Below are 13,151 nucleotides of genomic sequence, written 5' to 3' on the forward strand. Positions count from 1 at the left end.
TTCTTGCGAGCAACGACGCGAAACATCATGGACCCGGGTGCCCGCGCGCCTCTACCGTCACCGTTATGAGCATGGACATCACGGAGGCCGAGGAGCCGCCGGGCCCCGGCTCCGCCGACCCCGCAGCGACCCACCTCGACAACCTCGCCCGAGCGATCCAGCGCGGCTGGCCGGAACTCGCCACCGAACTCCTTCCCCCCTCCCCGACCCGTCCCGCGCGCCTGGCCGTCACCCGCGCCGACGCCCGCGAGGAGGTCTCCTGCCGCCTCGACCCCCGAACCGGCTGGCACTACCTCTGGCTCTGGCCCCACCCGCGCCCCCTCTCCCCCACCACCACCCCCGCCTCAGCCGCCCGCACCCTAGCCTCAGCCCTAGGCTGCCGAACCCTAACCACCTAGCCCCAACCCCAACCCCACCCCCGTCCCCAACCAATGTGCGAACCACCCCCCAAACACGCTAGTCTTAACCCCGTTGCCGGGCCCCCCGGCCAACACCGGGGCGATTAGCTCAGTGGGAGAGCGCTTCGTTCACACCGAAGAGGTCACTGGTTCGAACCCAGTATCGCCCACCCGGTAAAACAGCAGGTCGGAGAGGGTTTCGGGACTTTCCCGGAGCCCTCTTTCCGTGTCCCGGCCCTCCCCGGGAGCCACCAGCCAGGCAACTCCCGCCACAAAGACGGACTCGACCACTTCAACCGCATCCGTGCGTCGCTCATGATCGAGACGAACGAGTGACGCAGCTCCCGAGGTGTCCAGCCCTCCCCGATCCCGGCCCGGCGGGTCACCGCACGGAACGCCCGTCGGACGTTGCCGGCCTCCAGCGGCCCTCCGGTTCTGGTGCAGAACACCAGCCCGAGATTCTTCCAAGCGGCACCTGCTCGCTTGGCCCAGATCGCCACCTTCGCGAACTACACCCTGAGAGCGTCGGCGACCATGCTCGCGATTTCGAGTGTGCTCCTCGACTTCCTCGTCTTGGTGTCGCCGTCGACACGCACGGATCGCCACACGTGGATGGTGAAGCGCTCGTGGTCGAACCCCACGTCTGTGACAGCCCGCCTTCCCCGTCCATGAACGCCGCGACATGGTCCCATCTCATGGCCGTGCCATCTCATGCACTCTGAGCTGGGCAAACATCAACTTTGAGGCGACCGCGTGCGGGTCCGAGCACGCCGCCGTACTAGGCCCTGACCTGCGCCTACACAGGAGTTAGGGGTCGCGAATTCATCATCCGCGCGAGGGATAGGTACATCTACCCTCTCCTGGAATGTACAAGTCTGAGGGGTCGAAGGAATCGACCAGGAAACGCCGGAAAGACCTCACCCCCAAAGCGAATCAGCAAGATAACGAAATAGCAAAATCTTGCATGGGCTGGCCATGCCCGACCGGCCTCTACCTGCGGCTATGCGAATTCGCATACCGAGTCATGCGGATTCGCATTGCGAGAGCCTGTCACCGGCCTTCACGATGAGCCCGGTGCCCTCAGGCAAGGGCTACCTCGGCCATAGCAGAGCGAGTATCCCGTTGGGAAGTAGCAAGTTTCCCTGAGGAACTAGCTACTCCCGCACAGGCCGACCACCTGCCATCACGACCCGAGGCTGAGACGCAAATCTCACATATGTTCCAAACCGAGAAACGCTGGATTTTTGATGCCAGATACCGGAGGCTCGAAGCGGCCAAGGTAATCCGGCCTTGCCGGTACCGCCGCGAAAGGGGTAGGTACAGGGCATAAGACCAAGAAGAAGTATCGAACGAACCTACTGACGTGTGGGTGGCTCCCGTTGCAGCGGGAGCCACCCTATGTAGTCCCTCCAGGCTCCTAAACCGAAGGAGATAGACCACGTGCTCCACGATAAGCCCCCGTCGCAGCGCTGGCCCGTACCGCGACGGTGGGGATACTCCGTCGTCATCCTGCTCGTCGCGGTGGCGATCGGTGCGATCGCCTTCCAGTGGCCGCCGGCCGTTGCGCCTCTAACCCTGGCGCTTGCCGCGGCCCAGCTCGTGCACGGCTTCTTCGACAGGGAGAAGCCGAAGTAGAAGTGAGTGGTCGGCCAGTTAAGTGCTGGCCGACCGCTGCGTGAGCATCGGGAACTTAGGTGCGGAGGAGGTCTGCGAAGTTCTCCAGGCCGACTGATCTGGAGGCTTTGATCAGGACGGTGTCTCCGGGGCGCAGCAGGTCGTTGAGGAGGGGCAGGAGCGCTTCGGGGGTCTCGGCGTTCTTGATGCGGGGTGTGGAGCCGGTGGTGGTATTCGTGAGGGCGTTGATGTTGGGGCCGGTGCCGACGGTGATGAGGACGTCGAGGCCGAGGTCGGCGACGAGATCGCCGATTTCGGTGTGGGCTGCTTTGGCGGTTTCGCCTAGTTCGCGCATTTCGCCGAGGACGGCGATGGTGCGGCGGCCGTTGGCGAGGGTGGTGAGGGTGTGGAGGGCGGCGCGCATGGATTCGGCGTTGGCGTTGAAGGCGTCGTTGATGATGGTGACGCCGTCGGGGCGTTCGATGAGTTCGAGGCGGCCCGCGGAGAGGGGTTTCGCTTCGGTGAGGGCCTGGGCGATGTCGGCGGCGTTCATGCCGACGGCGTGGGCGGCTCCGGCGACGGCGAGGGCGTTGTGGACCTGATGGAGGCCGAGGAGTTGGAGCGTGACCGGGGCGGTGCCCGTGGGGGTGCGCAGGGTGAAGGCGGCACGGCCGTCAATTTGGGAGACGTCGGTGGCGCGGATCGTAGCCTCGTCGCCGGTGCCGTAGGTCAGGATCTGCGCCGTGGTCTGTTCGGCCATGGCGGCGACAAGGCGATCGTCGGCGTTGAGGACCGCGACTCCGCCTTCGCCGGAGGCCGGGAGTGCCTGTACCAGTTCGGACTTGGCCTTCGCGATGGCCTCCTGGCTGCCGAACTCCCCGACATGGGCGGAACCGACGTTCAGGACAATGCCGACTTTGGGGGGAGTCAGGGTGGTGAGGTAGGCGATGTCGCCGATGTGGCGCGCGCCCATCTCCAAGACGAGGAAGCGGGTCGAGGTATCGGCGCGCAGGACGGTCAGGGGCAGCCCGAGTTCGCCGTTGAAGGACCGCTCGGTCGCGACGGTCTCGCCATGACGGGCGAGGACCTGGGCCAGGAGGTCCTTGGTGGTCGTCTTGCCCGCGGAGCCGGTGAGGGCGACGACCGTCGCGCTGGTGCGCGCGAGAACATGCCGGGCGAGGTCACCGAGCGCGGCGATGACGTCGTCGACGACGACCGCCGGGGCCGCGACGGGCCGGGTCGCCAGCACGCACACCGCACCCGCGGCGACGGCCTGGGGCACGTAGTCATGACCGTCGACCCGCGCCCCGCCGACCGCGACGAACATGCCACCCGGCACCACGTCGCGGGAATCGACGGCGGACGGCGCGGTGACCCGGGCCTCTGGATCGGGCACGTCGTGCAGGGTGCCACCCGTGACTTCAGCGATCTCGGCCAACGTCAACGTGATCACGAAGTCCTCCTGGGCATCGGTGCGAACGTGATGGCACGGCCGGTGTAGGAAGCGGTCGCGCGGGTGGCCGGGACGCGGTCATGGGTTTGGCCCCAGGAGGAGGGGTCCCGGATGAGGAGGTGGCCGTCCTGGTGGCCGCGGGCGACGACGAGGTGGCCGCCGCTTCGACCGTCCTGGGGGAACCGCTCGGTCACCGAGATTATGAGCGGCGCGTCGTCCAGACGGTGGACAAGGTCAGCGGCGTCAACGGGCTCGGCTGTTGCGGGTACACCGAACTCGGTCGCGATGTGCGCGAGTCCCGCGTGCAGCCAGCCTCGCCCGGCGATGTAGGCCTCCCGCTTGACGCCGAGCTTCACCAGTTCGGTGAGCGGCGGCACGTCCTGGTGCCCGTAGGCGAGAAGGATCATCCGCAGGGAGGCCATACCGCAGGCTCGGTCGGACCACTTGACTCGGTCGCCGAGGGCCCAGCCTCCGCACCGGTCCCATTCCTCGGGGTCGATGAGCTGACGGCACATCGGCACGTCATGGACCTGGGACACGGTGCGGTGCCTTCCTCTCGTTCGGCTCAGCCGGAGACAGCCTCGAAGAACGGCTCCGGCAGAGGTCCATGGTAGGGCGGGCGGGTCAGCGCCTCATGGAGGAGCGCGAGCACGATGTCGGCGTGGCCGATCCCGCACAGTTCGGCGGCGGTGACGAAGTTCGACCCGGTGGACATGCCCGGGTTGGTGTTGACCTCAAGGGCCTGCGGTTCGGCGTTGTCGGCGACCATGAAGTCGATGCGGGCTGAGCCCTGGCAGCCGAGCCCGTCCCAGAGCCTGACGGCGTAGTGCTCCAGCCTGGTGATCATCGTGCGGGAGAGGTCGGCGCGACGGAAGCTGACGGTGCTCGTGCGGTCGGCGTCGAGTTTGGTGTCGGCGTCGTAGAAGTCCGCGTCGGGTACGTCGATGGCCAGGGGCGGCAGGACGAGCAGGCCGTCGGGCAGCTCCAGCAGGCCCACGGTCACGGGCGAGCCGAAGACGTAGTCCTCGACCATGACCTGTCCGTCGATCGCCGCTGCCTTCTCGAGCGCGGGCCGCAGTTCGTCGTAGGAGTGGACCAGGCTCATGCCGACGCTGGACCCGCCGAGGGTGGGTTTGACCATGACGGGTCGGCTGGTCCACTGCACGGTTTCGTCGTTCCAGAGCCACCAGTGGGGCGTCGGCACGCTCAGGCCACGCATCGTCTGCTTGCACAGGAGTTTGTCGGCGGCCACCGCGGACGCCGCCACACCACTTCCGCAGTAGGGCTTGCGCAGGTAGTCCAGGAGTCCCTGGAGACGGCCGTCCTCGCCGTAGGGGCCGTGCAGGCTCGACAGGACGACGTCGAAGCGGGTCAAGCTGGCGACGTACCTCTCCTCGCAGGGATCGAGGATCTCGAAGCGGATGCCGAGGTGTTCCAGGGAGCTGGCGAGCGCGGTGACCGAGATCTGCTCGGCGGGGCTCTCCTTGAGGTAGAGCCTGTCCTCTTCCGATACCCCGCCGTACACGAGCGCGACAGACAGGTCGGAGTTCATCTGCTGGTGCCATGTACGTAGCAGGTCGAGCTGGTTCTGGATGGTGGTGTCGTCGGAGGTCTCGATCAGGGGACGGGGCATGCCGGATCTCCTTCGTAGACTGTGGATGCGGCCCCCTCGACCCTCACTGTCGAGGGGACCGCGTGAACTTGCGGAGAGACGAACGGCGGACAGCGGTTCAGGAAGCCGCCGAGGAGCTGGCCGCGAGGAGCGGCAGGGACAGCTCGGCGACGTCGCCGGTGCCCATGAGGACGATCACGTCGCCGGGCAGGGCTCTGGCGGCGAGCGTGTCGGCCGCTTCGGACAGGTCACCGACCGTGGCGGACACGCGCTGCTGCCGCTCGGCGATCAGCGGGAGCAGGTGGTCGTGGTCGGCGTGGGTGTAGCGGGTGTGGACGGGCAGGAGGACGACGTCGTTCGCCTGGGCCAGGGACAGGGCTATCTCGGTGTGCATGAGGTTGACGCGGGTGAGGCCGGAGGGCTGGAGGGCCAGGATGACCCGGTGCTCGCCCGCGATTCTGCGGGCCACCTCGAGGTCCATGCGGATGGCGGTCGGATGGTGGGCGTAGGAGTCCAGGATGGTGACGCCGTTGTCGAGGGTCGTGGTGGTGAGGCGCCGCTCGACCCCGGGGAAGCTCTCCAGCGCGGAGGCGGCCTCGGCTTCGGTCACGCCGTACTGGCCGGCGACCACGATGGCGCCGAGCGCGTTGACCGCCTGGTGGCGGCCGAGGACGGGCAGCTTGACGACGCGGCCGGAGGAAAGGGTTCTCCAAGTGGTCGGAGTCGAGGTTGAGGACCAGGGCGACAGGCGGCTCGGTGAGCAGGAAGGACTTGTCGCTCTCGTCAAGCTCGGCGACGGCGGCCTCGCGGGGCGACCAGTGCGCGGCCTGCGTGCCGGTGGGGGTTCCACCGATCGCCCAGGCCGGGTCGAGGCCGACCTTGTCGAGGATGTGGCGGATCATCGCCGCGGTGTTGGTCTTCCCGTGGGTGCCGGTGACCGCGGTCCAGTGGTGGTCGGCGAGTACTTCGTCGAGGGCCTGTGCGCGGTGGACGATCGGGATGCCCTGTCGGTGGGCAGCGACCAACTCGACGTTCGTCGGGTCGATCGCCGAGGAGCGGATCACAACGCTGCGGCCGTTCACGTTCTCGGCGCGGTGGCCGCTGGAGGCGGGTCGGAGCCGGTGACGATCGCCTCGGCTCCCCTCAGCAGTTCGGCGAGAGGGGCCATCCCGAGGCCGTCGGCACCCACGAGGTGGGGGTTGGTCAGGTCGATGGGCCCGGTCATGCGTTGGGGTTCGCCGCTGGTCCAGGTGCTCCTTGCCGTTTCGGTCGTTTCTGCTCCGTTCTGGAGTGGGTCAGGTGGTCTCGGAGGGTTCCGTGTGGACGACGATTCAGGGGGTGGGGGACCCGAGCCTGCGAGCGCCCGGCACAGCGAACACCCGGGTGAGGTCGTTGATCCGGGCGGAGGGGAAGTGCAGGACGGCGTTCTCGCAGCGGCCGGTCTCCTCCAGGGAGATCACGGCCGTCCAGTCGGGGCCTCGCAGGGGCTCGGCTGTGCCCAGCAGGATCTGCATGTCCACCTCGGGCATGCACAGGTAGGCGAACCCTCGGTAGAAGTCGCCTCGGCGGCGGAGTTCGGCGGTCGGCAGCCGCACGCCGCTGTCGGCGTCGCAGTAGACGTCCCCCACGTTCTGGCAGCATGCGACCGTGCTGAGCCCGACCACCCAGAGAGCTTTGACCAGGTCGACCATCTCGGCGTCGATCTCGACCTGACGGCCGTCCGGGCTCATGACGGACTCGGTCTGGTGAACCTGACGCTGCTGGGTGTGCATCGTGCGGACGTCCTCACAGTGGTGTTCGGTCGGGGGTGGCCGCCCGTCCCGTGACGCGCGGGGGTCGCGTCGACAGGTGGGACGGGCGGCCTCCTCAAAGCGGCATCCCTATCGCCGCCTTGAGAGTTCGCTCGGCCCTCCGTGCCAGTCGGAGAGCCGAAGCCCTTGGAACCTCCCGGCCGTGGGTCGGGCCACGGGAAAGGGCCCACGGCCGGGAGGGGCTTCAGGAGACGGGCGGCTCGGGACCGGTGTCCGTCGACTCGTTCGTGACGGCGTCCTCCTCGATCGGGGGCTCCAACACGAACCAGAAGGACTTCCACCCTCCGGGCAGGGCTCTCCACCCGTGCTTGGGGGTCAGGAACTCCACGATGGCCAGGCCGCGGCCGTCTTCGGCGTCCTCATCGGGCATGGCCGGTGTTCCGGGGACATCGCGAGCGCGATCGGCGCAGTCGAAGTACAAGCCGCCCCCGAGCGTGGGGCGCACCGTGGCCCGCAGCAGCTCGCCCGGCGGACTCACCCGGACCGCGTTCGTCACGATCTCCGAGACGACCAGTTCCGCGGTCTCGATCAACGGTTCCGGCAGGCTCCACGCCTGGCACATCATGCCGACCGCCTTACGGATGACCCGGACGACGCCCCTTTCGGCGGGGAACTCCTGCCGGTACTCGATCCGCCCACCCTCAAGAAACGAGACGTGCGGCGACGCCTCGATGGATGTGGCTGCTGCGCTGGTCACGTCTCACCTCCGAAATTTCTGGAACGGACTCTCAGGAATGGAGAAGCACTGACAGCATCCGGCTGCGGGTTCTAATATGTCCACTGTTGCAGCATGTTCAGTGCAACTCTGACAACTCACAGACAACTTCCGAGGAGCCTTGTGAGCAGGAGACAACCCCCCGACCCCCGACTGTCGCTGAGGAATCTGATAGCCGCTGAGCTGCGCCTTATCCGTAGGGAACTACGGCTTTCAGGCGTTGAATTCGGGGAGATCATCCACCTCGACAAGACGATGATCTCCAGGCTGGAAAGCGGCGAACGACCTCTCCAGCTTGACCAAGCCAAACTGCTCGATGCACACATTGCTTCGCTCAGGCCCCGATACACGGACAACTTGGACAACGTGCACGCCCGATTCGAGGCCCTGGTGACCCTCGCGTCTGGCGAGCCGTCGGACGACTGGGGACGTGAGCACGAACGGCACGAGCAGAGGGCACACGCGATCCAGGTCTGGGAGTCCGGATACATCCCCGGCCTCTTCCAGACAGCCGACTACGCCCGCTCGATGATCAGCGCGACCGACGTACCGATGGACGTCGACAAACTTCTCGCGCGTCGCCTCGACCGGCAGCAGATCCTGACGCGTGACAACCCGCCTCAGGTCTGGGCCCTCATCGACGCAGGCATTCTCATGCGGCCCACGGACAACCCGTCCATCATGCGCGGCCAGCTCGCCCACCTCCTGGAGCTGACCGAGTTGCCGAACGTCACGATCCGGGTCGTGCCGCAAGACGTCCCCCTTCACCAGGGCCTCGACGGAGCATTCAAGATCTTCAAGTTCACCGGGGCGCTCCCGTTGGGCTACACCGAGGCCGCCTTCGGCTGGCGACTCGTCTCCGACCCCTCGGAAGTAGACTTGTTCGCACTCCGCTGGGAGCGGCTGTCGGCGCTCGCGCTGCCGGTCTCGGCGTCCAAGGCCACAATCCGCGAGCACATGGAGACGATGTGAAGGCGACCATCGCCTGGCGAAAGTCCAGCTACAGCAAGGCAGACGCGGACTGCGTGGAGGTCGGCCGAGCCGCGGGTCATGTCGGACTCCGCGACTCCAAGCACGTCGAGTCCGGACACCTCACGGTGCCCGCCCCCCAGTTCCGCGCCTTTGTCGCCTCGATCAAGGCGAGCGACCTGTAGGACGGAAGAAACAAGGTCCCAGTTGCCTGGGGCCTTGTTTGCTGGCGCTACGGCGGGCTGCGGCTTCCTGGAGCTAGGCGGGTTCGTGGAAGAACATGTCACTGACAGTAGGTAGCCGCCATCGCTGAGCGCCAGGAGTTTATTTAGTTTGCAATGAAGCCTTCTCCTGCCCAGATCTCCCTTTCGCTCCCGGGTGGGATGATCCCCAAAGAGACATGCGGGAGCCTGGTCGCCGCGAGCAGGAAGTCGAACTGCTCCTGCATTGCTTCGCGTCCGCCCATGGCGAGGTCAAGTGCTGAGGCTTCGAGGACGAAGGAGTACCGGTTCAACCCGGTGCCGTGGGTGAGCAGTCGCTTTCTGGAGAGCCGGCCCGCGGCTGCTCCGTCAACGTCTTCGTCTTCGGGCAGTTGGTGCACTCGGGCACCCATGGCCAGGAGAGCCCGGACGTATCCAGGGGTTTGCAGGATGCCGGGCAGCCGGTTGGATTCGTACGCGCGCAGAAGCTTGGTGCGCTCGTAGATGTCTCCCTCGGCCTGTACCTGCTTCAGGCCGACTTTCAGGGCCCGTTTGTGCTCGGTCCACATCTGCTCGGCATCGCGATGCGCTGCGATCAGCTCGGGAAGAACCCTCATCGCACCGCAGGCTTCGGCCCGCGCCCTGATGTCGCCCTCGGTCGGGCTGGACCGCGCATGCTCGATACGGCTGATCTTGGTGTTATGAATTCCGGTGCGGCTCGGACAGTTGCCGGCCCGTCAGCTCAGCGTCCAGGCGAAGGTCCTGAGCCTGAGCACGAACGCTTTGCGCGCCGCTGCTGAAGCGTCGTGGCCCACCGTCAGAGGGTACGCAAGTATTCGTGGTACGGGATCGACCGCTTCCACGCCGCCTCGAACGACGCGACGCACAAGTCGACGATCTCGGGATCGGACGAGACCTGAACATCGACGTGCTGGTCGTCCCCACCGAGGACGTTGAAGATCACGGTCTTGTCGTCCAGGACGAAGAAGTCGTTCCCCGGCAGGAGCAGCATCGATGCCCGTGCCCTGGGCAGCCACCGGATGTCCTCCCCTGCCTCGACCAGGGGCTCACTGATCGCGAGGATGAACCGGTGATACTCCGACAGCGGCTCGGACACGACCTTGATGCGGCGGGTCTTCACCCCGGCTTCGGTCTCCGCCTCGATCTCCGCCCGGATCTCTGCGGCGAAGCGGTCCAAGGTCTCCTGGTCCCCAGAGCGCCACGCCTCGAACAGAGGATCGTCAATGCCGTATCCGTCGCGCAGCTCCAGCTTGCGGATGTCCCGCGCTTCGGCGATGAGCGCGTTACGCCGCTCCCTCGATGTCGATTCCATAGGTCTCCTTCACCTACATCCGGGCGAAGAGGTCCCAAACGATCCGGAGCCTCCGAATAGACCTCGTTGTCGGCGAGGGCCACCAACGGCGATTCGATCTCCGGCCCCAAGCCCCAAGCCTGGATCACCCACGTCCCCCGGTCGGTCCGGTAGAACGTCGGGCAGTCTTGCTTGACCGAGGAATCGGGATCTTTGCAGTAGAAGCTAAGCCTCATCTTGTCGCCGCCGTCAGAAGTTTGCATGTTATTGCGCCCCTCCGTCCACGTAGCTGATCAAGCCTTCACTTACCAATCCAGAGCAGGTCAAGTGCGGACACTGAGCCCGTTCGCCCTTTGAGCGCAAACATCGTCAAATTCCTCGCTTCCACACCCCCAAGTCAGCGAATCTGCCGAAGAGTTCTCACCACCCATCCTCTGGCAAGCAGAGCAAGACGACTGGCTCCTCCTCGGCTTCGAAGTGCTGGAGGACTTCCGCAGCCTGGACTCAGCCCCGGCTCAGACGACCTCCCCCTGATCGTCGATACCCTCAACCGGATCAGCGCCCTACCGGTCCCCGGCATGCTCATCCTCCAACTCCTCGGATATCCCTTCACCCCGCCGAGGCCGAAGAAGTCGCGAGCGCCTGCACCGCCTGGCGGAACGCCGCCCCGAGAGCCATCGACCCCTCCGTCACGGCCACCGTCCGCTTCTACTCCAGGGCCTGCCAGCGGAAGCCCGACGAAGACTGGCTCAAGGTGGTCCTCGCCGACGCGGAAGCATGGGCCGAGTACCGCGGCCTGCGCGCGACCAACCAGTAAGAGGAAAGAAAAAAGCCCCGGCGCTGGACGCACCGGGGCACTTCGGGCCTGTTCGCCCAGGTCAGACCGTTGTGGCTCCCGCAATCCTGGAAGGGCACCACGGGAGCCAGTCCGGGGAGCCAACGTGGTCGGACGGAGCCGGATCCGGAAGCTCGGATGAGACCTTCTCGCAACTCAGCCACTGGTAGATCGACCTAAGCCGACTGTCCAGGACGGAGTGCGCTTCGTTCGCACCGGAGAGGTCACTGGTTTGGACCCAGTGTCGCCCATGCGGGTATGGAAGTGTGGGAGCCGGTTTCCCTTGGGGAAACCGGCTTTTGGTTATTTGAAGGGTTGGGTGTTGTGGGTGGTCCAGGTGGTGAAGGGGTGGGGTGGGCGGGTGAGGAGGTGGGTGAGGTCGGGGGTGGGGGTTTGTTCGGTGGGGGTGGGGGAGCCTAGGACGGCGAGGGTGGCGGTTACTACGGGGGGTGGCATGAAGGTGAGCATTCGGGTGCGGGCGGCTTCTGGGGTTTCTTCGATGAAGTGGATGGGGTCACCTAGGGCGTCAGCTATGGCGGCTACCTGCTCGCGGGGGGTGATCGGGGTGGGGCCCGTCAGGGTGTAGGCGGCTCCGGCGTGGCCGGGTTCGCGTAGGACGACGGCGGCGGCCTCGGCGATGTCGAGGGGGTCGATGGTGGGCAGCGCGACGTCGCCGAAGGGGGCGAGGGCCGTGCGCGAGGCGCGGATGGACTCGGCCCACTGGAAGGCGTTGGACGCGAAGTTGCCGGGCCGCAGCATCGTCCATTCCAGCCCCGAGTCCTTGACGGCGTCCTCGAGGTCGGAGGGGTGGCGGCCGGTGCCCACGCCCTGCGACGACAGCAGCACGACCCGCCCGACGCCGCTCGCCCGCACGACGTCCATGACGGCGTTCATGTCGCCGTGGGCCATGAAGTCGGCGGAGGTCAGCAGGAACAGCGCTTCGGCGTCGCGTAGCGCGGGCCGCAGGGTCTCCGGCGACGTCAGGTCGGCCTTGTGGCGCCGCACGCCCTCGGGCGCGTCCGCGACGTGCCGCGAGACGGCCGTGACGTCCTCGCCGGCTTCGACGAGCGTCTGGACCAGGTGCCGTCCGACGTTCCCGGTCGCTCCCGTCACCACGATCATGATTTCTCCTTGTTCTCGGTTCCTTGGGGGTACGTGGCGACGCTACTATCCGAGTGATAGTAGGTACCTAGAGGAAAGTACGGGGAACGTGATCGAGAGCACATCCGAGGTCGCGCCGGAGCAGGCATGTCCGATCGCGCCCGTGGTCGACGTGGTCTTCAGCCGCTGGACGACCCCGATCCTGTGGACGCTGCACGCGCACGGCAGGCACAGGTTCGTGGAGCTGGAACGCCGCATCACCACGATCACCCCGAAGGTGCTGACCGAGCGGCTGCGCAGGCTCGAGCGCGACGGGCTCGTCGTGCGCACCTACCATCCGGGCGTGCCGCCCAGGGTGGAGTACGAGATCAGCGAGCTCGGCCGCAGTCTCGCGCCGGTGTTCGCGGCGCTGGCGGACTGGTCGCCGAGCCTCGGCGACGTCGAGCGGTCCCGTCAGTCCTACGACGCGAGGGCCTGACCGGCGCTGCCTATGATGGTGAGAGGCCCTCAGGTTGGGGGGCGGAGGGAGCGGTCGTGTCTGAGGCGGAGCCTTACATCGCGCGACGGCCCAAACGGGCGGACGGGCAGCGGAATTACGACGCGATCCTCGCGGTCGCGCGCAAGGCGTTCGAGGCCGAGGGGGCTGAGGCTTCCCTTGAGGACATAGCGGCCCGCGCACAGGTCGCGATAGGCACGCTGTACAGGCACTTCCCCACACGGGCGACGTTGGTGGAGGCCGCTACGCGTGACGGGCTCGTCTTGCTCGTAGAGGCCGCAGAGAGGTTGCAGAAGGAGCAGGAGCCCTTGGGGGCCCTAACCGAGTGGATGGCTCTCGCGGTCCGGCATTTCAGTACCTTCCGCGGCCTCGTCGGGATCCTCGCGCGCAGCATGTACGACGAGGGGACGCCGTCGCACGCCATGTGCGCCGCCATGCACGCGGCGGGCGCGCGGCTGCTCACCGACGCCCAAGACGCGGGCGCGGTACGTCGCGACCTCGCGCCCGAGGAGCTGTTCGACCTGCTCAGCGGCGCAGCGTGGGTGCGGGAGAACGCGTCGTCCGACCGCGACGGCAGCCCCCGCTTCCTCGAGCACGTCCTCCAGGGCATCGCCGTCCGCCCCTGAGCGCGCCTG

17 protein-coding genes, 1 tRNA gene and 1 pseudogene are annotated in these 13,151 nt (G+C 66.8%); 7 read left to right on the forward strand and 12 right to left on the reverse strand.

The features are described 5' to 3' along the window. The first annotated feature begins 65 nt into the window (after positions 1 to 65). Positions 66 to 398, forward strand: coding sequence for a hypothetical protein (locus R9X44_RS05440; RefSeq protein ID WP_319812863.1), 333 nt, complete (start codon positions 66 to 68; stop codon positions 396 to 398). 98 nt (positions 399 to 496) lie between these two features. Next, positions 497 to 568, forward strand: a tRNA-Val gene (locus tag R9X44_RS05445). Here the strand turns inward: R9X44_RS05445 and R9X44_RS35705 are convergent. Continuing rightward, entirely contained in the window at positions 542 to 898 is a 357-nt protein-coding gene (locus tag R9X44_RS35705; RefSeq protein ID WP_413774908.1) for a tyrosine-type recombinase/integrase, read from the reverse strand. The genes R9X44_RS05445 and R9X44_RS35705 overlap by 27 nt on opposite strands. 940 nt (positions 899 to 1,838) lie before the next feature. Between R9X44_RS35705 and R9X44_RS05450 the strand changes: the two genes are divergently transcribed. Next, complete coding sequence (locus R9X44_RS05450; RefSeq protein WP_319812864.1) at positions 1,839 to 2,033, forward strand: hypothetical protein; 195 nt, start codon at positions 1,839 to 1,841, stop codon at positions 2,031 to 2,033. A 55-nt stretch (positions 2,034 to 2,088) separates the two neighbouring features. Here the strand turns inward: R9X44_RS05450 and R9X44_RS05455 are convergent, their stop codons facing one another. From R9X44_RS05455 to R9X44_RS05485, 8 genes and pseudogenes are all read right to left on the reverse strand, one after another. After that, positions 2,089 to 3,465, reverse strand: coding sequence for a UDP-N-acetylmuramoyl-tripeptide--D-alanyl-D-alanine ligase (locus tag R9X44_RS05455; protein ID WP_319812865.1), 1,377 nt, complete (start codon positions 3,463 to 3,465; stop codon positions 2,089 to 2,091). Beyond that, on the reverse strand, positions 3,462 to 4,004 hold the full coding sequence (locus tag R9X44_RS05460; protein WP_319812866.1) for a cysteine peptidase family C39 domain-containing protein: 543 nt from the start codon (positions 4,002 to 4,004) through the stop codon (positions 3,462 to 3,464). Before R9X44_RS05460 ends, R9X44_RS05455 begins: the two co-directional genes overlap by 4 nt. Before the next feature lie 26 nt (positions 4,005 to 4,030). After that, a complete protein-coding gene (locus tag R9X44_RS05465; RefSeq protein ID WP_319812867.1) occupies positions 4,031 to 5,098 on the reverse strand; it encodes an ATP-grasp domain-containing protein in 1,068 nt (355 codons plus the stop codon). Between the two features lie 97 nt (positions 5,099 to 5,195). Then, complete coding sequence (locus tag R9X44_RS05470) at positions 5,196 to 5,927, reverse strand: glutamate ligase domain-containing protein (RefSeq protein ID WP_413774909.1); 732 nt, start codon at positions 5,925 to 5,927, stop codon at positions 5,196 to 5,198. After that, positions 5,845 to 6,159: pseudogene (locus R9X44_RS35710) on the reverse strand (Mur ligase domain-containing protein); the annotation flags it as partial. The pseudogene R9X44_RS35710 and the gene R9X44_RS05470, both read right to left, overlap by 83 nt. Next, on the reverse strand, positions 6,156 to 6,302 hold the full coding sequence (locus R9X44_RS05475; protein WP_319812869.1) for a hypothetical protein: 147 nt from the start codon (positions 6,300 to 6,302) through the stop codon (positions 6,156 to 6,158). The gene R9X44_RS05475 and the pseudogene R9X44_RS35710, both read right to left, overlap by 4 nt. Positions 6,303 to 6,408: 106 nt before the next feature. Continuing rightward, entirely contained in the window at positions 6,409 to 6,849 is a 441-nt protein-coding gene (locus R9X44_RS05480; protein WP_319812870.1) for a hypothetical protein, read from the reverse strand. Between the two features lie 223 nt (positions 6,850 to 7,072). After that, positions 7,073 to 7,585 carry an ATP-binding protein gene (locus R9X44_RS05485; protein ID WP_319812871.1) on the reverse strand — a complete coding sequence of 171 codons (513 nt, stop codon included), beginning with the start codon at positions 7,583 to 7,585 and terminating at the stop codon, positions 7,073 to 7,075. 384 nt (positions 7,586 to 7,969) lie between these two features. On the opposite strand from R9X44_RS05485, the gene R9X44_RS05490 reads away from it, so the two are divergent. After that, positions 7,970 to 8,575, forward strand: a complete 606-nt coding sequence (locus tag R9X44_RS05490) for a DUF5753 domain-containing protein (RefSeq protein WP_319813574.1) — start codon at positions 7,970 to 7,972, stop codon at positions 8,573 to 8,575. Beyond that, a complete protein-coding gene (locus R9X44_RS05495; protein WP_319812872.1) occupies positions 8,572 to 8,757 on the forward strand; it encodes a DUF397 domain-containing protein in 186 nt (61 codons plus the stop codon). Before R9X44_RS05490 ends, R9X44_RS05495 begins: the two co-directional genes overlap by 4 nt. Before the next feature lie 143 nt (positions 8,758 to 8,900). Here the strand turns inward: R9X44_RS05495 and R9X44_RS05500 are convergent, their stop codons facing one another. The 3 genes from R9X44_RS05500 to R9X44_RS05510 all read right to left on the reverse strand — a co-directional run bounded on the left by R9X44_RS05500 (position 8,901) and on the right by R9X44_RS05510 (position 12,041). Continuing rightward, positions 8,901 to 9,389 carry a Scr1 family TA system antitoxin-like transcriptional regulator gene (locus tag R9X44_RS05500; protein WP_319812873.1) on the reverse strand — a complete coding sequence of 163 codons (489 nt, stop codon included), beginning with the start codon at positions 9,387 to 9,389 and terminating at the stop codon, positions 8,901 to 8,903. 200 nt (positions 9,390 to 9,589) lie between these two features. Then, positions 9,590 to 10,105: a DUF6879 family protein gene (locus R9X44_RS05505; protein ID WP_319812874.1), complete on the reverse strand. Its 516-nt coding sequence runs from the start codon at positions 10,103 to 10,105 to the stop codon at positions 9,590 to 9,592. A gap of 1,117 nt (positions 10,106 to 11,222) precedes the next feature. Next, positions 11,223 to 12,041, reverse strand: coding sequence for an SDR family oxidoreductase (locus R9X44_RS05510; RefSeq protein ID WP_319812875.1), 819 nt, complete (start codon positions 12,039 to 12,041; stop codon positions 11,223 to 11,225). An 88-nt stretch (positions 12,042 to 12,129) separates the two neighbouring features. Between R9X44_RS05510 and R9X44_RS05515 the strand changes: the two genes are divergently transcribed. After that, entirely contained in the window at positions 12,130 to 12,498 is a 369-nt protein-coding gene (locus R9X44_RS05515) for a helix-turn-helix domain-containing protein (RefSeq protein ID WP_319812876.1), read from the forward strand. A 56-nt stretch (positions 12,499 to 12,554) separates the two neighbouring features. Beyond that, on the forward strand, positions 12,555 to 13,142 hold the full coding sequence (locus tag R9X44_RS05520; protein ID WP_319812877.1) for a helix-turn-helix domain-containing protein: 588 nt from the start codon (positions 12,555 to 12,557) through the stop codon (positions 13,140 to 13,142). The last annotated feature ends 9 nt before the right edge of the window (positions 13,143 to 13,151 follow it).

The sequence above is a fragment of the Actinocorallia sp. A-T 12471 genome (genome assembly GCF_033875155.1).
Lineage (GTDB): Bacteria > Actinomycetota > Actinomycetes > Streptosporangiales > Streptosporangiaceae > Actinocorallia.